Raw genomic sequence first — 20793 nt, forward strand, 5'->3', positions numbered from 1 at the left:
GCTACCTCGCCGGCCTCCACCTCCGTGCCTCAATGATCTGGATCAACGACCTGCTGGAGGCAACTGGCTGATCACAACGTCACACAGGCCCTAGGACCTGTCCGGGGCGGCGGGTTCCGACGGGACGTCCGGGTTCGTGGCGGGTGCGGCCGACTGTCGTGGTTCGTGTCCGCCCAGCGCCGCGAGGGTCAGGGTCACGGCGACCGACGCGGTGGCCATCAGCGTCATCGCCGTGGCCGGGGAGGTCAGTTGGGCCAGTGTGCCCGCGAGGACGGCCCCGATGCCCTGGAAGGCGGCCATGCCGGTGGCGTGCAGGCCGAGGGCCTGGCCCGCGAGGTCGTCGGGGGTGAGGGACATCAGGCGTTCCTGCAGGACCAGGCTCGCGGCGAAGCCGACGGAGGCGACGGTGACGGCCACCGCCGCCAGCGCGACTCCCGGCCGTAGGACGAAGAACAGGTAGGGAGCGGCGAGGAGCAGGCGCAGCGGGGTCGCGAGACGGGGGCGTACCGCGGGCGGCACCAGGCGGCCCACCGCCATGTCGCCCGCGAACATGCCCAGTGCCCCGAACGCGTACAGCAGGCCGGCGGCTGAGGGGGCGTAGGAGACGTAGAGCGAATCGCCGCCGACGATCAGGCCGTTGGGGATCCACAGGCCCAGGTAGGCCAGGCGGCGGGGGCGCGAGGACCACAGGAGGGCGTTGGTGTGCCAGGTCGCCGCGACGGAGGGGCGGCCCGCGGAGCGCGCTGGGCGGGCCGTGAGACCCAGGCGGGTGACGAGGGCCGACAGCACGTAGAGCGCCGCGGCCAGGAGCAGGCACGTCCTCGGGGTCAGGAGCACCAACAGCAGGCCGCCCGTGGCGAACCCGGCCATCTGTGTCAGACCCCAGAGCATGTTGGACACCGAACGGCCCAGCACATAGCCGTCCTTGGACAGGATCTCGTTCAGCAGTCCCCCGCGCACTCCCCCGCCCAGCGACGCGACCAGGCCCTGCAGGAGCACGACGGCGAAGATCCCCCAGAGGGGCAGGCCGGGCAGCGCCAGCACCGCCGTGCCGGCCGCGAAGGCGAGGGCGAGGACGCACAGGATGGCGCGCGGGGGCAGGCGGTCGGCCGCGGAGAGCAGGAACGCGCCCCCCAGCAACTGCGCCAGTTGCGGGCCGAACATGCTCACCGCCGACAGGAGAGGGGAGCCGGTGACCCTGAAGACCAGCGTGGCGAGGGCCAGGCCGCCGATCGTCTGGGCCGCGGCGAAGGCGCCGAAGGACAGCAGGTACGGGGTGAACTCAGGGGTGCGGAACAGGGTTCGGTAGCTGCGCATGCGCCGAAGTCTCGGTGCGGCCCGGGGGCCGTGTTCACTGTTTCGCCCACGCGCGAAAGGTCGTACGTCCGGGCTTAGGGTCGTGCGCATGGGCTTGTGGCAGATCGACACCGACACCCTCGCCCGCAGCCGGTTCGTGCTCTCGCCGTTCGCCGAGACCTTCGCGAGCCTGAGACTGCTGCACGCCGGGACCGGCGCCCATCCGGGCGAGGATGCCTGGCTGCGCACCCACCTGCCCGGCTACCGCGCCCGTCTGGTGGCCGATCCGGTGGTGGCACGGCTCGTGCAGGTGGCCATCGGCACGAACTGGATCGCCGACTTCTTCTGCCCCACCTCGTGCGAGGGGGAGAGTTTCGAGGAGACCGTGGCCCGGGTGCGCGGGGCCGGTGCCGGGGAGGCCCGGGCCAACCTCCGTGTCTGCCTCAAGGGCCCGCTCCCCGCCGCCCTGGAGCGGGACGACCTGCCGGAACGGGCGACCGCGCTCCTCACGCACGTCTGGGAGGAAAGCGTGCGGCCGTACTGGGAGCGTCGGCGGCGCGTCCTGGAGGCCGACATGGTCGCGCGGACCGCCCGCGTGAGCCAGGGCGGCTGGGCTGCCGTACTGGACTCGCTGAAGCCGGGGACGCGGTGGCTCGGGGAGAGCCGGTTCCAGGTCAACGTGAACGCGTATCCGCCGCGGGAGATCGCCGCCGGGGCCGAGCTGCTGTTCATGCCGGTGACTCCGAGGACCAGTTGGGTGTCGTGGGAGGGGCGGGAGCGGTACGCCGTCGTCTACCCGTGTCTCGGGGTGCTCGCCGAGGACCACGACCGGCGGCCCGTCCCGGCCGGGCTCGGAGCGCTGATCGGGACCGCGCGGGCCGCACTGCTGGTGCTGGTCGGGACTCCCATGAGCACGACCCAGCTGGTCGCCGTGACCGGGCAGGGGCTGGGGTCGGTGGGCCGTCACCTGCGGGTGCTGCTGGACGCGGGGCTGCTGGAGCGGCGGCGGGCCGGGCGGTCGGTGCTGTACCTGCGGACGCCGGCCGGGGAGGTGCTCGTGGAGGCGTCGGGGGGCGGTACCGGTACCGGTGGCGGGGACGCACTCCCGGCGCGGGACTGACCCGGACCGTCCCGGACTGATCTCGGCCGACCGGGACCGGATGCTTCCGGCCCGCGGAGGTTGTTCCGAGGGCATGCCGAGAACGCCTCCCCTGGCATGCTGCACCCATGTCGACGCCGCCGCGCCCCCGCGCATCCCTCGATACTCCGCTCCCCTCGGTCAACGGCCTGCGCCTACAGGCGTGTCGGGCGAGCCGGGACGTCCGCGGGGCCGGTCGGGTGCTGCACGACGTGTCGTTCGAGGTGGCGCCCGGGCAGCTCACCGTGATCGCCGGGAGCAGCGGTGCGGGCAAGACGGTGCTGCTGCAGACGCTGGCCGGGCTGAGCGCGCCCGCCGAGGGCGAGGTGCTGCACGACGGGGCGCGACCCGGGGCTCCGGGGCCGGAGTTCGGGTTCGTGCCGCAGGAGGACATCATCCACCGCGAGCTGCCGTTGCACCGGACACTGGTGTACGCGGCGGGCCTGCGCATGCCTGCGGGGACGCCGGCCGGCACCGTCGTGGAGAACGTGGACCGGGTCCTGGAGACCCTGGGCCTGTCCCGGCGGGCCGGGACGCCCGTGCGCGCGCTGAGCGGCGGTGAGCGCAAACGGGCCAGTATCGCGGTCGAGTTGCTCACCCGGCCGAGGGTGCTCTTCCTCGACGAGCCGACGTCCGGGCTCGACCCGGTCACGGGGGCGGCGCTGCTGCGAACCCTGCGCGCACTGGCCGAGGACGGCACCACCGTCGTACTGACCACCCATGTCCTCGCCGATCTCCTGCGCTGCGACCAGGTCGTGTTCCTCTCCTCCGGCGGCGAGGTCGCGTACGCGGGCGAACCCGCCGCCCTGTGCGGTGCCTTCGGCGTCGGCACCGTCGAGGAGGTGTACGAGGCGGTGGCCGACGGTGTGCGCGTCGAGCGGGCCGCTCCGAACGCCGACGACCGCCAGCCGCCCGATGACTCGTCAGCACCCCTTGGTGCAGCGCGCGTTGGCGCCCTGCGCCAGTGGGCGCTCCTGACCCGTCGCGGCACCGCGCTGCTGCTGCACAACCGGCTGTCGGTCGCCGTTCTGGCGGGGTCTCCGGTGATGATCGTGGCGATGTTCGCGGTGCTCTTCCGCGCGGGCGCGTTCGATCCCGCGGCGACCGATCCGGGGTCGACGGCGATGATCATGTTCTGGATCGCGTTCGGCGCGTTCTTCTTCGGGCTGACGTACGGGCTGCTCCAGATCTGCACCGAGCTGCCCGTACTGCGTCGCGAATGGCTCGCGGGGCTGCGGATCGGTCCGTACATCGCCTCGAAACTCACGACCATGCTGCCGGTACTCGCCGTCGCGGACGCGCTGTTACTGGTGGTGCTGCGCGCTCTGGACCGGTTGCCCGCGGCGGGATGGGGCACCTACGGGTCGCTGTTCGTGTCGAGTGTGCTGGCCTCGGCCGCCGCCCTCGCACTGGGACTGCTCGCCTCGGCGGCGGTGTCGGAGCCTGGGCAGGCGACGCTGATGCTGCCGCTGCTCTGCTTCCCCCAGGTGCTGTTCTCGGGGGCTTTCGTGCCGGTTCCCCGGATGACGGCGGCCGGGGAGGCGATCAGTTGGGCGATGACCAATCGCTGGGCGTTCGAGGCGCTGGGCAGCGGGGTCGGTCTGGAGTCGCTGTGGCGGGCGGGCGGCTCGCCGCTGGGGCCGCCGCTGCTGGATTCGTACGGGAACTCGTTCGGGCATCCGGCGAGTCGGGGATGGGTGATCCTGGTGGGCTGCGCCGTGGTGTTCGTGGCGTCGACGTGGGTGATCCTGGTGCGCAAGTGCCGGGAGGGGGCGGTCAGGAGCCGGGCGGGGCGATGAACTCCCGTCGCAACACAGGGTCTTGGACGTCAGCGGGCTCAGCAGCCCACCCGTGCGGCCAGTCCGGCCGCCTCCGGCACCCGGTCCCGGTAGGTCTGGGTCACGAACGTCAGGAACGTCTCGATGTCCTTGGGCTGTGACGACACCCCCAGGGAGATCCGGACGGCGCCCGCCGACGGCAGGCCGAGCAGCGCCAAGTAGTCCTCCAGGGAACCGAGTTGGCTGCGGGATGCCGAGCGCAGTCTATTCAGCGGCAGGGCGAAGGCCGCCTCTCCGGCACCCGGATTGCAGAAGCAGCCCGTGCGCAGGGAGATGCCGCGCGCGGCGCTGTCGCGGGTGACGACACGCTCGTCGACGATCCGGCCGTCCGCTCCGAGCAGGTTGAGGGCGATCGTGCCGCCGCGGGCCGCGTCGGCGCGCTCGGGGCCGTACACCCGGACCATCGGGGAGCCGTCACTGTGCCGCAGCGTCCGTAACCCGGTGAGTAACCGGCCGGTCAGTTCGGTGACATGGGCGTGCACGCGGTCCATTCCGATGCGGTCGATCCAGGCGAGTCCGGCCGTCACGTCCGGTACGGACAGGAAGTTGACGGTGCCGTCCTCGAAGGCGGCCTCGTCGTCGGCGAGGACGTGCCACTGGGCCTGGGCGCTGACCGCGTAGATCGTGCCGCCCGAGAACCAGGGGCGGCGCAGCCGGGCGAGGGCCGCCCGGCGGGCGATGAGGCTGCCGACGCCGGTGGGGTGGCCGAAGACCTTGTACCAGCTGACCACGGTGAAGTCCGGGTGATACCGGCTCAGATCCAGGGAGTTGGCCGGTACGAAGGCCGCCGCGTCGAGCAACACGTCGTAGCCGTAGGCCTGGGCGCCCGCGATCCACTCCAGCGGGTGCTGGACACCGGTGAAGTTGCTCTGCGCCGGATAGGCCAGCAGTCCACGCGCCCGGCCGGTGTCACGTCCTCGCGCAAGGCCCGCTCTCCGGCCGCGTGCGGACAGCGCCGCCCGCAGCCGTCTCCCGTCCATCTGCAGGCCGGGACCGCTCACGGGGACGTAGGCGGTCGCCGCGCCCCGGGCCCGCGCGTACTCCCGAAGGCCGTTGACCGAGTTGTGGTTGTCGAGCGACATCACGAGCCGGCTGCCGCGCGTGAACGGATACGCCTCGCCGACCAGACGCAGGGCGCCCGTCGCGTTGGCGGTGAAGATCACGGCGTACTCGGCGGGATCGGCGTTGAAGTGCCGCAGGACCGCCCGGCGGGCCTCGGCGAGCAGCAGCCCGGAGGCGCGCGAGGCCGGGCTCTCGGAGTGCGGGTTGCCGAACAGTCCGCCGGTGATCCGGCGGGCGCTCCCCGTGACGAGGGAGCGCGGGGGAAGCCCGGCGCCCGTGTGGTCGAGATAGGTGTGTCCGCCCTCGTCGAGGAAGCCGAACTCGCGTGCCCGCAAAGCGGCGAAGCCGTCGAAGTGGTCTGCTCCCGGGCCGCGTATGTGGCTGGTGGCGTGCGTCTCGTCCATCAGTACCCCTCCCGAATGAAGCTTCGACAAAGGTATCCGCGGGGGCGGGCCCGCCGCTGTGCCACGTCGCCGAAGAGTGATTGGGTGGGCCTCGACCAAGCCGACCGAAGCGCAGGAGAACCCCGTAGCCATGAGCAACCCCTCACCGTACGAGTACAAGGTCGTCACCTTCCGGGAATCCCTGATCGGTGACGCCCTGGACGCGGGCAAGCTGGAGAAGGTGCTGAACAAGCACGCCGAGGACGGTTGGGCGCTCAAGGCGATCACGTCCGCCGACGTCAAGGGCCGTATAGGGCCCGGCGCCGTGGAGGGGCTGCTGCTGACACTGGAGCGGCCTCGCGGCTAGGTCTCACGAGTCGGGAGTTCCGTTCGGACGGCCGGCGGGGCCGTCCGAGGATCCCGTGTACCGCACGGGGCCGGTCTCGTCGGCCGTCCGCTCAGTGGGTCAGGAAGCCGGTGAGGGCCTCGTTCACCGTGTCCGGGCGTTCCAGATAGCCGTAGTGGCCGCAGTCCGCTATCTCGGTGTAGTGGGCGTGCGGGATCGCCTCGGCGAGTTCCCGGGACAGGTGCGGACGGACGACCAGGTCGTCCCGGAAGCCGAGGACCAGGCAGGGGCGGTCGATCGCCCGGTAGTGGGCGAGGCGGTTGGGGATGACCTCCAGGCCGAGCTGCCGGCGGACCGCCGCCGGGTCGGGCGTGGTCATCTCCAGCACGGCGAGCCAGTCCCGCAGCTTCGCCTCGTCGTTGAGGGTGCGCGGGGCGAGGTTCTGCAGCGCGAGTTGGTACGCGGACACGGCGGGCGGGAGTTTGACGCCGCTGTCGGCGAGATCGCGGTCGGCGGCGGCCATCGCCCTGATCAGTTCGTCCGCGCGCCCGCAGCTCGACATCAGGACCGCCCGGCTGACGAGGTCGGGCCGGGCGAGCAGGAGTTCCTGCACGACGATCCCGCCCAGCGAATGGCCGACCACCCGGCAGGGCCCCTGTCCCAGGTGCTCGATCAGGGCCGCGACATCCGTGACCAGGTCGTCGAGGGTGAATCCTTCGGGTCCCTCGGCGGTCATTCCGCTGCCCCGGTTGTCGACGGTGATCACCCGAAGGCCGGCGCGCCGCAGCGCGGGCACCTGGTGCGCGTGCCACACACGGCCCGGCGCGCCGGTTCCGGCCACCATCACCACCGGCTCACCACGACCATGGTCGCCGAACCAGAGATCCACTCCGTTGACGTGCGCCATCTGCATCGATGTACTCCTTTCCTGCGGATCGGCCACAGGCTCGGCCCAGGAGCCCGCCGACACGGTCGGTCCCCTGTCCGGCGGACCCCTGGGATTCGGCGTCTCTTCAGTGCCCGGACCAGACCGGGTCGCGGCCCTCGGCGAAGGCTCGGGGGCCCTCCGCGGCGTCCGCGCTGTGCATACGCCGTTCCTCCCAGGCGTAGCGGGTGGTGAAGGCCTCCTCCAGCGGCCGGTCGAGCGAGCGCATGACGGACTCCTTAATGGCCCGCACCGACAAGGGCGCGCTGCGGACGAGGTCGTCGGTCAAGGCGGCGACCCTGTCGTCGAGTTCCCGCGGCTCGGCGACCTCGTTGAGCAGCCCGAGGCGCAGTGCGGTCGCCGCGTCCATCCGGCGTCCGGTGAGCAGATACTCCATCGCGGTCTTGAGGGGCAGCTGCCGGGCCAGCCGGAACGCGCCGCCCGCGCCGGGGACCAGGCCCAGCCGTGCCTCCGGGAGGGCGAACACCGCGTCCGTGGAGGCGATGACCAGGTCGCAGGCGAGGACCAGTTCGAAGCCGCCGCCGAGCGCGTAGCCCCGCACCCGCGCCAGGACCGGTTTGGACAGGGAGAACCGTTCGGTGAGCCGTGGCCAGCCGGGCAGGCCGCGGCTGCCGAACGTCGTCGGCGCGGCCCCCTCGGCGGTGAGCCGGGCCCGTTCCCTGAGGTCCTGGCCGACGGAGAACGCCCGGTCTCCCGCTCCGGTCAGGACCGCGACACGGACCTCGTCGTCCGCCTCCACGTCGTCCCATACGGCGGCGAGTTCCTCGTGCATGCGCAGATCCATGGCGTTGAGGACCTCGGGCCGGTCGAGGGTGACGCGGGCCACGCCGTCCTTCTTCTCGTACCGCACCCGAGGGCGGTCGGCGTCGTCGCGGTCCGCCGTCACGAGGAGTCCGCCGCGAACCTGCCCACCTTGTCGATCACGTCGGCCCCGTACAGGCGCAGCGCCTGCTGCAGCGCGAACTCCGCCATGTACGTGCGGAAGGCATCCTCCGGTTCCTCGGCGAGGTTGAGCATGTGCCGGTTGGCCAGCACCGCCTCACCGTCGAGCCGCGCCAGACTGCGTTCCACCGCGGCGTCCAGGTCCGCCGGCTCCACGACCTCGTCGACCAGCAGCCGGGCCGCCGGTTCCGACGCCCAGATCCGGCGCCCCTCCAGGATCACCTGGCGTGACAGCCGTGGTCCGGCGTACCGGCCGAGGCGGAAGTTGGCGACGCCGGGGATGATGCCCTCCTTCGCGGCCGGGAGGCTGAGGTAGGCGTCGGAGGCGGCGAGGACGTGGTCGAAGACCAACAGCAGCTGGGCACCGCCGCCGATCGCGAAGCCGTCGACGGCGGCGACCCAGGGCTTCTCGACGTACGGCGTGTGCCATGCGACGGGGTCCTCGACGCGGATCCCGCGGACCAGCTTGTGGAGGTAGCCCAGTTCGCGGCGCAGCAGGAAGTCGACCAGGGAGATGTCTCCGGAGCTGAGGTTCTTCAGGTTGATGCCCGCGCTGAAGATCCGCCGGCCTCGGTAGCGGGGGTGGCTCATCTCGCCGCCGCGCACCAGGCCCACCCGGACGCCCGGGTCCAGCAGGGCGAGGTCGACGGCGGTTTCCATGTCCTCGACCTGCTGGTTGTCCTCCGCGTTGAGACAGTCGTCCCGGCACAGCGTCAGCCGGGCGACCCCGTCGCGGCGCTCCAGCCGCACCGCCTCCATCCGGACGGCTCCCGTCCGCCGGAACTCCGGCAGCAGCGCGAGCGCCCGGTCCGTGGGACGGAGCATGGACGCCAGGAGGTGCGGGCCGGCCACGGGCGAATGGAGGACCGCCCGCAGGAAGATGCCCTGGTCGATCTCGTGGCCCTCCTTGTCGGCCTGCGGACGGCTGCGCTCCCGCTCCAGCGGCTCCGCCGCCGGCACCAGTCCGGGGTAGGCGGCCGCGGCCGCCTCGACCAGTTCGCCGATGCGCGGTGCGCGGCTGCGTGCGTCGGTGAGCCGGTCGTAGACCTCCTCGACGTGTGCCCGGAGGAAGTCGGCCCGCTCGGCGCGCGCCCGGTTCTTCACGGCGTCGGCGGTGGCCCGCTGCGCCGCGGTGCGGTGCGCGGGGGTGGGCAGTGCGGCCAGCGTCTTCTCGGCCTGTTCCGCCGCCTCGGTCAGGGACTGCCATCCGTCGAGCGCGGACCCCGGCAGGGGCGGGGCCGTCGTCACGCGGCCTGCTCGTCGGAGGATGAGCGCCGCAGGACGCGGTCGCAGGCCGCCAGGTGCGGGCCGAGGGAGTCCTCGAAGCTCGCGTGCTGCGCGTCGAACAACAGCTGGCGCCGGATGGCGAGTTCCTTGCCGGACAGCTCTTCGATCAGCTGCTCCGAGGCGGCCGCCGCCGCGTCCGGGCCTTCGGCCAGTTCGTCGGCGATGCCCAGCTCCAGCGCCTCGGACGCGGTGAGGGGGTGCCCGAAGAGCACGCTGCGGCGCACCCGGGCGGCGCCGGCGAGCCGGACGAGCCGGAAGGTGGCCATGCCGGGCCAGGTGGACTCCCCGTCGAAGGGTACGAGCAGCCGGGTGTCCGGGGTGGCGATGCGGATGTCGGCGGCGAGGAACACGTCGAGGGCCGTTCCGCCGCAGTCGCCGGTGGCGAGGGCGACGGTCCCGGCGGGCAGCCGCTCCAGCCGGCGCACCGCCCGCTCCCACTTGGTGACCCGGGCGACGTCCAGGGTGTCCGTCCAGCCCGGCTCGGGCGCGCCGGTGACGCGCAGGGTGACGGTCCCGCCGGTGTCCCGGTCCTCGGCCCGGTCGCACAGGACGGTCAGGTCCTTGACGGTCCCGGCCGTGAGCGGCCGGCTCCCGTCGATGGTCAGTGTCAGCACATCGCTCAGGTCTCGCATGGCGTTCTCCCCCGTCGTCACCACTGGACCAGCGCCGTCTCCAGCGTGGATCCCGGTCCCATCGTCATCAGCACCCCGTAGTCGCCTGGCCTGGTCACCTGCTCGTCCAGAAGCCGTTCGTAGGAGAAGAGGAACGAGCCGCTCGACACGTTGCCGTAGTCCCTGAGGACTCCGGTGGTGTGCCGCAGGTCGTGGCGGGTCAGTCCCAGGTTGACGGTGACCGCGTCGATGACCTTCTTGCCGCCGGAGTGCACCAGCCAGTGGCCGATGTCGCTGCGGCGCAGGCCGGTGTCCGCCAGCAGACGGTCGACGACGATCTCGGCGTGGGCGCCGACGACGTACGGGATCTGCGGGTCGAGGTAGAAGCTGAACCGGTCCAGTTCGCGGTCCCAGTCGTAGCGCATCGCGTCGATCGCGTCGGGGATGATGCAGCTGGCGAACTTCAGGACGGTCGGTCCCTCGGTCGCCCCCGACACCTCGTCACCGGGCCCCGACAGGAGCGCGATCGCGCCGGATCCGTCGCCGAAGAGGCTGTTGACGACCGCCGTTCGCATGGAGGAGTCCATCGCGTACGCGGCGGAGCAGGCCTCCGCGCAGAGCACCACGGCGAGTTCTCCGGGGTGGGCCGCGGACCAGCCGGCGACGACGTTCAGTGCGTTGAGGCCCGCGTTGCAGCCCATGCCGACGATGTCGCTGCGGCTGCAGTGCCGGTCGATGCCCAGTTCGCGGATCATGAGGGCGCTCAGGCCGGGGGTGAGGAAGCCGGTGGAGGACACGCAGCACAGGTGCCGCAGGTCGGACAGTTCGGCACCGGCCCGCTTCAGGCAGGCGCGCAGTGCCTCGACGCCCATGCCGACGGCCATGGCCTTGTGCTTGTCCAGCAGGTCGCCCTGCGACTCCGGGTGGCGGACGCCGTCGGCGTCGGGTTCGGGCAGGGTCAGATGGCGCCGGTCGATGGCGCTGTTGCGGAAGACGGAGCCGATCTTGGGGTCGGTGATGCCGAAGGCGTCGAGCACCTCCTGCTGGGTGTAGACGGTGGGCGAGGCCGCGGTGCCCACGCCCACGATCCGGGGCCGGTGCGGCGTCTTCAGGGATCCGTCGCCGGTCAGGACCGGACGGCGGTCGAGCTGGTCCGGCCGGTCCAGGTCATCGAGCCGGTCGAGGTCGTCGAGTTGGTCGAGGCTTGTGGTCATCGGAACGTCCATCCCCACATGCGCGGCTTGCTGCGCGGTTTCCGTGCACTGATGCCGGTCACTTGCCTTCGTCGCCTTTCCGTGGGAAAGCGGTTGGAACAGGAGTGGGTGCGAGCCGTCAGAGCGATGTCCCGCTCTGCGCCTCGATGAATCGCGCGAGGCGGGCGATGCCCTCTTCGATGTCCGTGTCCGTCAGATAACTCGTGGACAGGCGCAGGGCGTTCAGGCCGCCACCTTGCGGATAGAAGTAGTTCATCGGCGTCCAGATGACGCCGAAGTCCTGGGCGGACCGAGTGAGGGCCGCGTTGTCCACCGTGAAGGGGACGTGCACGGTGAGGAAGAATCCGCCGGTCGGTTCGTTCCACCGCACGCCGAGTGCCGCGCGCCGGGCGGCCGGGAGGTGGGCGTCCAACTGCCGCAGCGTGGATCGCATGGCCCGCCCGTAGTAGGCGGCCGGTTCCGCGTTCAGCTCGGAGATCCGGCCGGCCACGGACAGCAGGGCCCCGGCGACGGCGGCCTGGCTCAGCGACGAGGTGTTGACCGTCACCATGCTCTTGATCTTGGCGAGTTCGTCGGCGAGGAGGCCGGTGCGGCCGGTGTCGTCGGCCACCCTCTGATCGGCGACCACGAACCCGACCCGCGCCCCCGGGAAGACCGTCTTGGCGAAGGAGCCGAGGTGGACGACCGTACGGGAGCGGTCCAGGGACTTCAGGGCCGGGATCGGCACCCCTGGACTCACCCTGCGGTAGGGGCTGTCCTCGATGACCAGGACACCGTGGCGTTCGGCCAGCTCCAGCAGCGCGACACGGCTCGCCGCGTCCATCGTGGTACCGGAGGGATTGGAGTGGTCGGGGACCACGTAGACGGCACGGGGGCGGCGCCCCGCCGCCCGCTCCCGCAGGATCGCCGACTCCACGTCGGCGCAGGCGAGCCCGTCCTCCCGCTCCTCCACGGCGGTCACCGACACGTCCAGCAGCCGGGCCGCGCCGGTGATGCCCACGTAGCACGGGCTGGCCACGAGGAGGACGTCGTCCGGGCCGCGGAAGAGCGCCCGCAGCACCAGCAGCATGGCCTCCTGCGCACCGACCGTGACGACGATCGACTCGGCCGGCACGTCGATGTCCTCGTCCGCGCGCAGCGAGTCGGCGATGATGTCGCGGATCTGCCCCGCCGTGGGGCCGTACTGGTACATGGCGGTCCGGACGGCCTCCTCCGACCAGCCCTGGGACTCCAGGTGGTCCAGGTACCGGCGGAGGTAGGTGAAGATCCGCTCGGTGTCGAAGAACCCGTCGTACGGCCGTCCGGGGGCGAAGGAGATCGCGTCCGGGTAGCGGTGCGTGACCTCGTTCAGGAAGTTCATCGTGTCGAGGACGGGGTCGGCGAGGCTGCGGTGCAGGTCGCTCCTGAGGAGGTCGGGCCCGGCCTCCGCGGTCCCTCGCGTGGTGAGGAATTCCGGGAGGCCGGGCGCCAGGTCTTCTCGGGTCGGCAGCGCACAGTCGTCCAGGCTCTGTCCGGCCATGGATATCCCCTCGGCGTATTGAATTTCGGCGCGTTGATTTCGACGGCCAGGATCACATGATTCCGACCTGCGTCACAATGTTGTCCAACACGCCAAAATGCTCACTTGGACGGGGAGTTGCCGACGAGTTTCCCTACCGGACGACAATGCCGTACGTTTTCATCCTCCTTTGGGTGAAGCGGAGAGATCGACGACCCTTCTGAGGTCCGCCGGAAGATCCTTTCTTCTGCGCACTTTCAGCTTCCGGTAAATTTTGGTCAGATGCTGCTCCACCGTGCTGACCGTGATGAAGAGCTTTCCGGCGATCTCCCGGTTGGTGCATCCGGACGCGGCGAGCGCACCCACCCGGAGTTCCGCTCCCGTGAGTTCGGCCAGGGAGTCCGGTACGCCGTGCGGGAAGAAGCCGTCGCCCGGCGGCTCGCCGAACGGCTCGGCGTCCGCGGAGCGGTGGTGCTGCGGCAGTTCCTCCGGCTCCGGGCGCACCGGCTCCCGCTCGGGGTGCCGGTACACCGAGCGGACGGCCTCCACGCCGGCCGGTGGCCGCCCGAACTCCGCATCACCGCCGGCTTCCAGCAGCCGCAACGCCTCCTGGAGCAACGGCAGTCGCTCGTCGGGAGCGCCGGTGGCGACCAGCGCGCGGAGCGTGCCGACCCCGCCGTGCGGCTCGTCGCCGTGCGGGAGCGAGCGCCGCTCACCGTTCCTGGACGGCGGTTCCTCGTGGTGCAGGGCCGGCCCCTGCCGGAACGTCTCCCCCCTCCGGTCGCCCCGGCCCGTCGCCACGAGGGCAGCCGCCACGCCCCCCTGCCAGTCCACGAGTTCGGGGACGTCGAGCCGCCACCGCGCCATCAGCTCCCCGCAGGTCTCGAAGTGCCGTAACGCGGTACCGGGCCGCCCGGCGGCGAGATGGTATCGGCCGAGCGCCTGGACATAGGGCAGGGCGAAAGGAGTCTCGAACATGGCCGCCGGCAGGGGGACACCGAGGTACGCCATGGCGGTGTCGAAGTCGCCGGCCGCCGTCGCCGCCCGCATCGCCAGGGACAGCGGGACGCCGATCACCACACCCCACGCCTCGGAGCCGACCAGGGTCAGCGCCGCCCGCGACGCCAGCGCAGCCGTGGGGATGTCGTCGGCGCGCAGTGCCTCCGCCGCACGGTGGGCTTCGAGGAGCGCCCGCCGCATGGGCACGCGCCGGTTTCCCGGTTCGTCCAGCAGCCGTTGGGGCCACGACACGGGGTCGTCCGGACGGCCGCCCTCGGCCGCGCGGAGGAACAGGCCGCTGGGCGGGCTCACGAAGCGGGCGCCGAGTGCGGTGCCACGCGTTCCCGGCGGGCCGTGCCCCACCGTGACCGGACCGGCGGTCAGGTCGACCATGGCCCCGGCCGGGAGCAGCGCGGGGACCTCCGACATGGGGTCCGGCCCGGACCGCGGCCCTCCCCGTGGATCGCGGCGCAGCCCGGGCCGCCAGAAGGTGAGTTGGAGCCGTACCAGGCGAAGGCCCGCCCGGACGGCGGACGAGGCCGGGCCGACGCCGTCCCAGAGGTCGGCGCTCTCGGCGGCGGACCGGCCCTCGATGACCCGCAGCAGCGCGTCGGCCTGGGCGAAGTCGCCTCGCCAGGCGAGTTGTTCGACGACCCCCAGGGCCTCGGAGCCGAGAAGCAGGCCGTCGCGCACCATGCGTTCGAGCTGCGGAAGGTACCGGGACGCCCGGGGAGGGTCGATCAGCCACTGCGTCTCGGCGAGCGCGGCGGTCACCTCGGCCTCCTGGTCCGGGTCCGCGCAGATGCCGGAGGCATGCCGCAGATACTCGACGGCGGCACCGATGTCCCCGGCGTCCCGGGCCTCCCGGGCGGCGCGGCGGAGGATGCCGGGCTGCCAGGCCGCGGCACCGGGATCGTGGGTGGCGAGCAGCTGTTCGGCCACCGCGATCGCGGGGGCCCCGCTCTCATGCAGCAGATGTGCCGCCGCGGACCGCATCGCGAACAGATCCCTGGGGGCGATGTCGGCGAGCACGGCCGTCCGGGCCCGCTCGTGCCGGAAGCGCACGCCGGAGACCAGGCCGGCGGCATACAGCTCGGCGACACTGCGGCGCACCGAGGTGATGTCCTCGCCGAGGAAGTCGGCGATCAGCGCCGGGCTCGCCGAGTCTCCGAGCACGGCGAGGGCCCGGGCGGCGGCGAGCAGCGCCGTCTCACCGCGGTGCAGGCACCGCAGCACCGCGTATCGGAAGGACTCCCCCGGCACCGGGACGCGGACACGGACACCGACGGGCCCCGGCGCGGACGGTCCGTCCGCGCCGGCGGCCGCCGAGGTCAGGTGGGGCCGCTCCCCGGCCGGTTCCGGGCCGGGCGCGAAGGACGTGCCCGGTACTTCTCGGCGGGAAGGGGTGTGGCCGGCGCACGCCTCCCGGTCCGCGTCCGCCGGGGCCTGGCCGGCGTGCCCCTCCTCCGTTGCCGCGGCGTGGCCGAGGGACGACTCCCGGTCCGGCGGGCCATGGCCGGTCGATGTCTCCCGGCCTGCCGGGAGGCGTTCCGCGGGCGTCTCCGGGCCCCGCGGAGCGTGCCGGTCGGCGGGGCCGGGAGCTGTCGACACCGGGGCGGGGAGGCCGGGTTCCGGCGGCATGCCACCGCCCGCCACGTCGTCGATGAGGGCGTGCAGCAGCAAAGGGTTCCCGCCGCTCGCCCGCGCCCACGGCTCGGCGGAATCCCGCGCCCCGGGACGGATGATCCCGCGTGCGGCCAACTGCCCCGTGACACCGTCGAGACCGAGCGTCCCCAGCCGGATGCGGTGGCTGGAGGGCAGGTGCAGGGTTTCGGCGTGGAACGTCACCAGGCCCTGCTCGTGGCAGGAGCTCTCGGTCAGGACGACCATGATCGGAGCCGAGTCGATGCGCCGTATGAGATAGCTGAGACAGTCCAGCGAGGCATCGTCGGCGAAGTGCACGTCGTCCACCGCGATGACCAGCGGCCCCGCACCCGCGAAGCCGATGACGGCGCGGCAGATGCGCTGGAGCAGGGCGAGCGGGACCCTTCCCGTCTCGATCGCGACGAGACCGGCGACCGGACCGGCGGCGTCCTCCTCGACGAACGGGTACTCCACCATGCCCGCCGCGCGCATGGCACTCATCAGCCGGTCGATGAGCCCCAGCCAGTCCAACCGCTCGCTCGCGGAAGCCGTCACCGAGAGGAAACGGCCTCCCCCTGCCCTGACCCGTTCCGCGAAGTTCTGAATCAGCGCGGTTTTCCCGCAGCCGACCGGCCCATTCACCAGAGCGACCGCACCCCTGCCGTTGGCAGATCTCGAATAGACCTGCTCCAGCAGTCGTAGCTCTGCATCCCTTTCACTGAGATTTACGTCTCGGAACTTCAAAGGACCCCCCGTGATCCATGTCCGTACGTACAGCAGCGGCGTCGCACCCGGTGCCGCCGAATCGCAAAATCCTCGCAATTAGTCAGGAACCCAATTGGAGCCGCTTCCGGTCTGCGCCGATACAGGCGTGGGGGTGACTTGCTGACCTGTCGGATGCAGGGGAAGCGGTACAGCCAAGATACCGGCTCGATCCTGTCGCCCGTCGTCTGGATTTCGGACAGGCGGGCCGGAGCGTATCGATCGTTTCAAGACAGACCTTATTTCCGCACTATGAAATCTTCACGAGGAGGCCACGGGAAAGTGGTCGTTCATATTCCGAAAACCACAGGCGGGGCACAGGTCAGAGGCGGCAGGACGGCGAGTTCGGACAGTGTCCGCACGACGGGCAGCGCAGGGTTCATGGTGATGAAATGGCATAAACCAGTACTCGTCGGCGCGGCGCAAAACCTCCGGGCCCTCTCCCCGCACCGCACGCCGCGGGGGTGGGGCCGTGCCGGACGGCCGCTCGCACCTCGCTCTCAGCTCGCCGCGCCCGTGTTCCGGCGGCGGGCCGGTGCGACCGGTTCACGACAACGGCCGGAACACCACCCTCATCACAACTGGCCGAAACCCCCCTGTGCCCGCCCGCATCAGAGGTGCCCATCGGTCCTGACGGTCGATCGGCCTGAGCCACGCAAGTGGAACGCCGACCGTCGGGTGCCGTCCGGCACGAGGGGCGCGGCATCCGCCGGCACCTCGGGCTCGGCCGCCCAGCCCTCGTCACGGAGGGTGTGGAGTACCGGTGTCGCCAGCTCGGACGGGACCGGTACCCGCACCTCCAGCATTCCGCCGACGGCGTCACCGCCGGCTGCCAGGACCACCGTCTCTTCCGAGGTGATTCCGAACTCCCCTACCCGGACGAGGAGTTCGCGCAACGCGCCGGGGTGTCCCGGGACGGCCACCACGATCCCGGCGTCGGCGGCCACCCCGCCCGCCCGGGTCTCGGGCAGCTCGGCCAGGCCCGCGACGCCCCGGTCCAGCAGATCGAGCATCGTCTTCATACCGCGGTCGCGTCGGCCCCGTTGGCATCGGGCAGGGTCGGGGACGGCACCCGGGCGGGGACCGCAAGGACCTCCGAGACCGGGGACGGGAGCGGGACCGGAGGCGGCGTCGGAGTCATGTGCGGCTGCGGGGTCGAGAGCGCCATCGAAGTCGTGACCGCGTTCGGGGCCCGGCTCGGAGTCAGGCTCGGAACCCGGCTCGGGCCCAGAGGCAGGCCCGGAACTCGGCTCGGGCTCGGGCTTGGAGGCAGGCTCGGAACCCGGCTCGGGCCCAGAGGCAGGCCCGGAACTCGGCTCGGGCTCGGGCTTGGAGGCAGGCCCGGGACCGGGCTCGTGGCCGGGTTCGGCTTGCGGATCCGCTTCGGCCAGCGCCTCGAACGCGGTCAACAGCAGGGACAGGTCGGCGTGCAGTTCCCTGACGACCCCGGCGATGGCCGGGGCGTTGGCCTGGAGAATGTCGCCCCAGAGCCGTGAGTCGCCGCCCGCGATCCGGGTGACGTCCCGCAACCCCTGTCCGGCGAACCGGGACATCCCCTCGGGCCCCTCGCGCAGTCGCGCGGCCATCAGGCTGGCCACCAGGTGCGGCACGTGCGAGGTCAGTGCCACGACATCGTCGTGTTCGCGGCTGGGGGTCAGCACCGGGATCCCGCCGCACAGTTCCACCAGCTCCCGGGCGAACGCCAGCGCCAGGTCCGAGGTGCACGCGGACGGGGTGAGCGCCCAGGGCCGGCCGTGGAAGAGGTCGGCCCGCGCCGCCAGCGGGCCGGACCGTTCACGGCCCGCCATCGGGTGCCCACCGACGAAGCGGGCCGGGTCGGGAGCCTGGCTCAGCGCCATCCTCACCGGCACGGACTTCACGCTCGCCACATCGGTGTAGCTGCGGGCGAGGAACCGGCGCTGGGCCCGGGCCAGCACACCTCCGACCGCGCTCGGCGGCACCGCGAGGACGGCCAGATCCACCGGTCCGACAGGCTCTTCGGCCCACCCCGCCCCCAGGGCGGCCGCCGTCCGCGCGGCCAGCGGATCGCGATCGGACAGAAAGACCGTCACTCCGCGCAGGCTCGCGGCGAGCGCGACCGAGGTGCCGATCAGCCCCGTGCCGACGACGGCCATCGTGCGCACCATGAGACATCACTCCGTCCAAAAGCCATCGACGTGCGAGTGAAATGCGGACCGAGTTTATGAACCAGCCCTGTCCGACTACCAGAGCGGACGAATACCGGCAGGGGTTCGACTGATCCCGTTTTCGGATTGCTGCCGACTATCAGGTCCTCCTGTCCAACCAAATCGGTCCGGTGTTCGTGGCCGAATCCACGGGACGCGCCCTACAGTGCAGAAAACTCGCTCCATTTCTGGTTGGGGGACACATGCGGAATATATCGAGTTCCGGGTCCGCGGATCCGCTCGGCGACCTCGCCGTCGACTATGTCGAGCTGTACGTCGATCACCTGGAGGAAGCGGTATTCAACTGGGTCGACCGGTATGCCTTCACCGTCACCGGCACCGGCGGCTCCGCCGACCACCGCAGCATCGCGCTGCGCCACGGGCTGATCACCCTCGTCCTGACCCAGGCCACCTCGGACCACCACCCCGCCTCCGCCTACGTCGCCGCGCACGGCGACGGTGTCGCCGACATCGCGCTGCGCACCGCGGACGTGGGGGCCGCGTTCGCGGCCGCCGTCGCCAACGGCGCCCGCGCCCGGCGCGGCCCCACCCGGCACGCGGACAGCGGCCCCGGCACGGCGGGCGGGCCCGAGGCCAGCGCCGTGATCGAGGGCTTCGGCGACGTCGTGCACACCCTGGTGCAGCGTGCCCCCGGTGAGGGCCCGGGCCTGCCGTCGGGGTTCGTGCCGGCGCTGCGTGGTTTCGACGAACGGGCCGACGACGTGGGCCTGTTGGACATCGACCACTTCGCGGTCTGCCTGAGCACCGGCGACCTGGCGCCCACCGTCGACTACTACCTGCGCACCCTCGGCTTCCTCGACGTGTTCGAGGAACACATCGTGGTGGGCGCCCAGGCCATGGATTCGAAGGTCGTGCAGAGTCCGTCCGGCTCGGTCACCCTGACGCTGATCCAGCCCGACGCGTCCGCGCAGCCCGGGCAGATCGACGAGTTCCTCAAGGGGCATCAGGGCGCCGGCGTACAGCATGTGGCGTTCTCGTCCGGGGACGCGGTCCGCTCCGTACGGGCCCTGGGGCGGCGCGGTGTCGGTTTCCTGAACACCCCCTCCACCTACTACGACCTGCTCGGCGGGCGCATCGCACTGGATCCGCGGCGGCTGGCGGACCTGCGGGCCACGCACGTGCTCGCGGACGCCGACCACGGAGGACAGCTGTTCCAGATCTTCACCGCCTCCACCCACCCACGGCACACCCTGTTCTTCGAGGTCATCGAGCGGCAGGGGGCCGAGACCTTCGGCAGTTCCAACATCAAGGCGCTCTACGAGGCCGTGGAACTGGAGCGGACGGGTCAGCGTGGCTTCCAGCGCTGATCCCGGCCCCGTGGCGGGCGGCGCCCACGACGACGTCCGCGTGGCGGGGCCGATCGCCAGGGAGCCGGAACGGGCCCTGTGTCTGGCCGACTTCGAGCGCGAGGCCTTGGCTGTGCTCCCCGCCGACGTAGGGGACTTCGTCGCCGGCGGCAGCGGTGCCGAGACGACGCTCGACGCCAACCGCGCCGCGTTCGACCGGGTGTTCGTGGTCCCGCGGATCCTGCGTGACGTCTCGGCGTGCGCGACGGACACCACCCTTCTGGGCCGGGCGGTGAGCATGCCGGTCGCCGTCGCCCCGGTGGCGTACCAGCGCCTGTTGCACCCGGAGGGCGAACTGGCCGTCGCCCGCGCGGCGAAGACGGCGGGGGTGCCCTTCACCGCCACCACGCTGAGCAGCGTCCCCGTCGAGGAACTGACCGCCCTGGGGGGCGCCGTGTGGTTCCAGCTGTACTGGCTGCGGGACACGGAGCGTGCCCTGAACCTGGTGCGCCGGGCGGAGGACGCGGGCTGCGAGGCGATCGTGCTCACCGTCGACGTTCCCTGGATGGGGCGCCGGCTGCGGGACGTGCGCAACCGCTTCACGCTGCCGGCGCACGTGAGCGCCGAGCACTTCGCCCGGGACGCGGTGTCCACCGCGCACCGGCGCCCCGGGGACGAGGTGTCCGCGATGGCCGCCCACACCCGGCAGGCGTTCTCCGCCGCGGTGAGCTGGCGCACCGTGAGCGCCCTGCGGGAGTGGACGAGTCTGCCGCTCGTCCTCAAGGGCGTGCTCGCGCCGGAGGACGCGGTGCGGGCGGCGGAGGCCGGGGTGGACGCGGTCGTGGTCTCCAACCACGGCGGCCGTCAGCTCGACGGCGCCATCCCCAGCGTCGAGGCGCTGGGGCCTGTGGTGGAGGCGGTCGGGAGGCACTGCCAGGTGCTGGTGGACAGTGGGGTGCGCGGGGGCACCGACGTGTTGCGGGCCCTCGCCCTCGGCGCCGACGGCGTCCTGGTGGGCCGGCCCCTCATGTGGGGCCTGGCCACGGCCGGGGAGGCGGGTGCGGCGCGCGTTCTCGCTCTGCTCGCGGAGGAACTGCGGGACGCGCTCGGCCTGTCCGGCTGCGCGGACGTCGCCGCGGCGGCACGACTGCGCACGGTCCGCGGGACCTCGATGACGGTGAACCCCTGTGGGGGCGGATAGGGAACAGGGGTCGGGGGTGCGGGGGGGGGGGGGGGGGGGGGGTGTGTGTGTGTTCTCCCCGTCCCCCCCCCCCCCTCTCCCCCCCCCCTTTCCCTCTCCTTTTTTTTTTTCCTTGGTTTTTGCCCAGGCGTCC

At 72.0% G+C, this 20793-nt stretch carries 15 protein-coding genes; 5 read left to right on the plus strand and 10 right to left on the minus strand.

Going from position 1 to position 20793, the window contains the following annotated elements; genetic code table 11:
• Window positions 1–90: 90 nt before the first annotated feature.
• Window positions 91–1317: an MFS transporter gene (locus ACZ5VD_RS43005; protein WP_468553764.1), complete on the minus strand. Its 1227-nt coding sequence runs from the start codon at window positions 1315–1317 to the stop codon at window positions 91–93.
• An 88-nt stretch (window positions 1318–1405) separates the two neighbouring features.
• Between ACZ5VD_RS43005 and ACZ5VD_RS43010 the strand changes: the two genes are divergently transcribed.
• Together ACZ5VD_RS43010 and ACZ5VD_RS43015 are read left to right on the plus strand one after the other, a co-directional pair.
• Entirely contained in the window at window positions 1406–2416 is a 1011-nt protein-coding gene (locus tag ACZ5VD_RS43010; protein WP_468553763.1) for an ArsR/SmtB family transcription factor, read from the plus strand.
• A 107-nt stretch (window positions 2417–2523) separates the two neighbouring features.
• Window positions 2524–4233 carry an ATP-binding cassette domain-containing protein gene (locus ACZ5VD_RS43015; protein WP_468553762.1) on the plus strand — a complete coding sequence of 570 codons (1710 nt, stop codon included), beginning with the start codon at window positions 2524–2526 and terminating at the stop codon, window positions 4231–4233.
• Window positions 4234–4271: 38 nt separating this feature from the next.
• Here the strand turns inward: ACZ5VD_RS43015 and ACZ5VD_RS43020 are convergent, their stop codons facing one another.
• Window positions 4272–5738 (minus strand): aminotransferase class V-fold PLP-dependent enzyme, encoded by a 1467-nt coding sequence (locus ACZ5VD_RS43020; RefSeq protein WP_468553761.1) that lies wholly within the window; start codon window positions 5736–5738, stop codon window positions 4272–4274.
• Window positions 5739–5868: 130 nt separating this feature from the next.
• Here ACZ5VD_RS43020 and ACZ5VD_RS43025 point away from each other — a divergent pair, with 130 nt between their 5' ends.
• Window positions 5869–6084: a DUF4177 domain-containing protein gene (locus ACZ5VD_RS43025; RefSeq protein ID WP_468553760.1), complete on the plus strand. Its 216-nt coding sequence runs from the start codon at window positions 5869–5871 to the stop codon at window positions 6082–6084.
• 91 nt (window positions 6085–6175) lie between these two features.
• On the opposite strand, the gene ACZ5VD_RS43030 is transcribed toward ACZ5VD_RS43025, so the two are convergent.
• The 8 genes from ACZ5VD_RS43030 to ACZ5VD_RS43065 form a co-directional block, all read right to left on the minus strand.
• Window positions 6176–6976, minus strand: coding sequence for an alpha/beta fold hydrolase (locus tag ACZ5VD_RS43030; protein ID WP_468553759.1), 801 nt, complete (start codon window positions 6974–6976; stop codon window positions 6176–6178).
• A 100-nt stretch (window positions 6977–7076) separates the two neighbouring features.
• Window positions 7077–7895 carry an enoyl-CoA-hydratase DpgD gene (gene dpgD, locus ACZ5VD_RS43035; RefSeq protein WP_468553758.1) on the minus strand — a complete coding sequence of 273 codons (819 nt, stop codon included), beginning with the start codon at window positions 7893–7895 and terminating at the stop codon, window positions 7077–7079.
• Window positions 7892–9199 carry a (3,5-dihydroxyphenyl)acetyl-CoA 1,2-dioxygenase DpgC gene (gene dpgC / locus ACZ5VD_RS43040; RefSeq protein ID WP_468553757.1) on the minus strand — a complete coding sequence of 436 codons (1308 nt, stop codon included), beginning with the start codon at window positions 9197–9199 and terminating at the stop codon, window positions 7892–7894. Before dpgC ends, dpgD begins: the two co-directional genes overlap by 4 nt.
• Window positions 9196–9870, minus strand: a complete 675-nt coding sequence (dpgB, locus tag ACZ5VD_RS43045; RefSeq protein ID WP_468685924.1) for an enoyl-CoA-hydratase DpgB — start codon at window positions 9868–9870, stop codon at window positions 9196–9198. The genes dpgC and dpgB overlap by 4 nt, the downstream gene beginning before the upstream one ends.
• 17 nt (window positions 9871–9887) lie before the next feature.
• Entirely contained in the window at window positions 9888–11063 is a 1176-nt protein-coding gene (gene dpgA, locus ACZ5VD_RS43050; protein ID WP_468685925.1) for a 3,5-dihydroxyphenylacetyl-CoA synthase DpgA, read from the minus strand.
• Window positions 11064–11181: 118 nt separating this feature from the next.
• The gene (locus ACZ5VD_RS43055) at window positions 11182–12423 is read right to left on the minus strand and encodes an aminotransferase-like domain-containing protein (protein ID WP_468553831.1); all 1242 of its coding nucleotides are present in this window, start codon (window positions 12421–12423) and stop codon (window positions 11182–11184) included.
• A gap of 318 nt (window positions 12424–12741) precedes the next feature.
• Window positions 12742–16026, minus strand: coding sequence for a helix-turn-helix transcriptional regulator (locus tag ACZ5VD_RS43060; protein WP_468685926.1), 3285 nt, complete (start codon window positions 16024–16026; stop codon window positions 12742–12744).
• A 551-nt stretch (window positions 16027–16577) separates the two neighbouring features.
• Window positions 16578–18113, minus strand: coding sequence for a prephenate dehydrogenase (locus ACZ5VD_RS43065; protein ID WP_468553753.1), 1536 nt, complete (start codon window positions 18111–18113; stop codon window positions 16578–16580).
• Window positions 18114–18355: 242 nt separating this feature from the next.
• On the opposite strand from ACZ5VD_RS43065, the gene hppD reads away from it, so the two are divergent.
• The gene (gene hppD / locus ACZ5VD_RS43070; RefSeq protein WP_468553752.1) at window positions 18356–19480 is read left to right on the plus strand and encodes a 4-hydroxyphenylpyruvate dioxygenase; all 1125 of its coding nucleotides are present in this window, start codon (window positions 18356–18358) and stop codon (window positions 19478–19480) included.
• Between the two features lie 40 nt (window positions 19481–19520).
• Window positions 19521–20660 (plus strand): alpha-hydroxy acid oxidase, encoded by a 1140-nt coding sequence (locus tag ACZ5VD_RS43075; RefSeq protein ID WP_468685936.1) that lies wholly within the window; start codon window positions 19521–19523, stop codon window positions 20658–20660.
• The last annotated feature ends 133 nt before the right edge of the window (window positions 20661–20793 follow it).

The sequence above is a fragment of the Streptomyces sp. NPDC032822 genome, from assembly GCF_055578825.1.

Bases quoted from the DNA above. Each gene is read 5' to 3' on its own strand.
- ACZ5VD_RS43005 (WP_468553764.1), bottom strand. From the start codon at position 1,317: ATGCGCAGCTACCGAACCCTGTTCCGCACCCCTGAGTTCACCCCGTAC.
- ACZ5VD_RS43010 (WP_468553763.1), top strand. From the start codon at position 1,406: ATGGGCTTGTGGCAGATCGACACCGACACCCTCGCCCGCAGCCGGTTC.
- ACZ5VD_RS43015 (WP_468553762.1), top strand. From the start codon at position 2,524: ATGTCGACGCCGCCGCGCCCCCGCGCATCCCTCGATACTCCGCTCCCC.
- ACZ5VD_RS43020 (WP_468553761.1), bottom strand. From the start codon at position 5,738: ATGGACGAGACGCACGCCACCAGCCACATACGCGGCCCGGGAGCAGAC.
- ACZ5VD_RS43025 (WP_468553760.1), top strand. From the start codon at position 5,869: ATGAGCAACCCCTCACCGTACGAGTACAAGGTCGTCACCTTCCGGGAA.
- ACZ5VD_RS43030 (WP_468553759.1), bottom strand. From the start codon at position 6,976: ATGCAGATGGCGCACGTCAACGGAGTGGATCTCTGGTTCGGCGACCAT.
- dpgB (WP_468685924.1), bottom strand. From the start codon at position 9,870: ATGCGAGACCTGAGCGATGTGCTGACACTGACCATCGACGGGAGCCGG.
- dpgA (WP_468685925.1), bottom strand. From the start codon at position 11,063: ATGACCACAAGCCTCGACCAACTCGACGACCTCGACCGGCTCGATGAC.
- ACZ5VD_RS43055 (WP_468553831.1), bottom strand. From the start codon at position 12,423: ATGAACTTCCTGAACGAGGTCACGCACCGCTACCCGGACGCGATCTCC.
- ACZ5VD_RS43065 (WP_468553753.1), bottom strand. From the start codon at position 18,113: ATGGTGCGCACGATGGCCGTCGTCGGCACGGGGCTGATCGGCACCTCG.
- hppD (WP_468553752.1), top strand. From the start codon at position 18,356: ATGCGGAATATATCGAGTTCCGGGTCCGCGGATCCGCTCGGCGACCTC.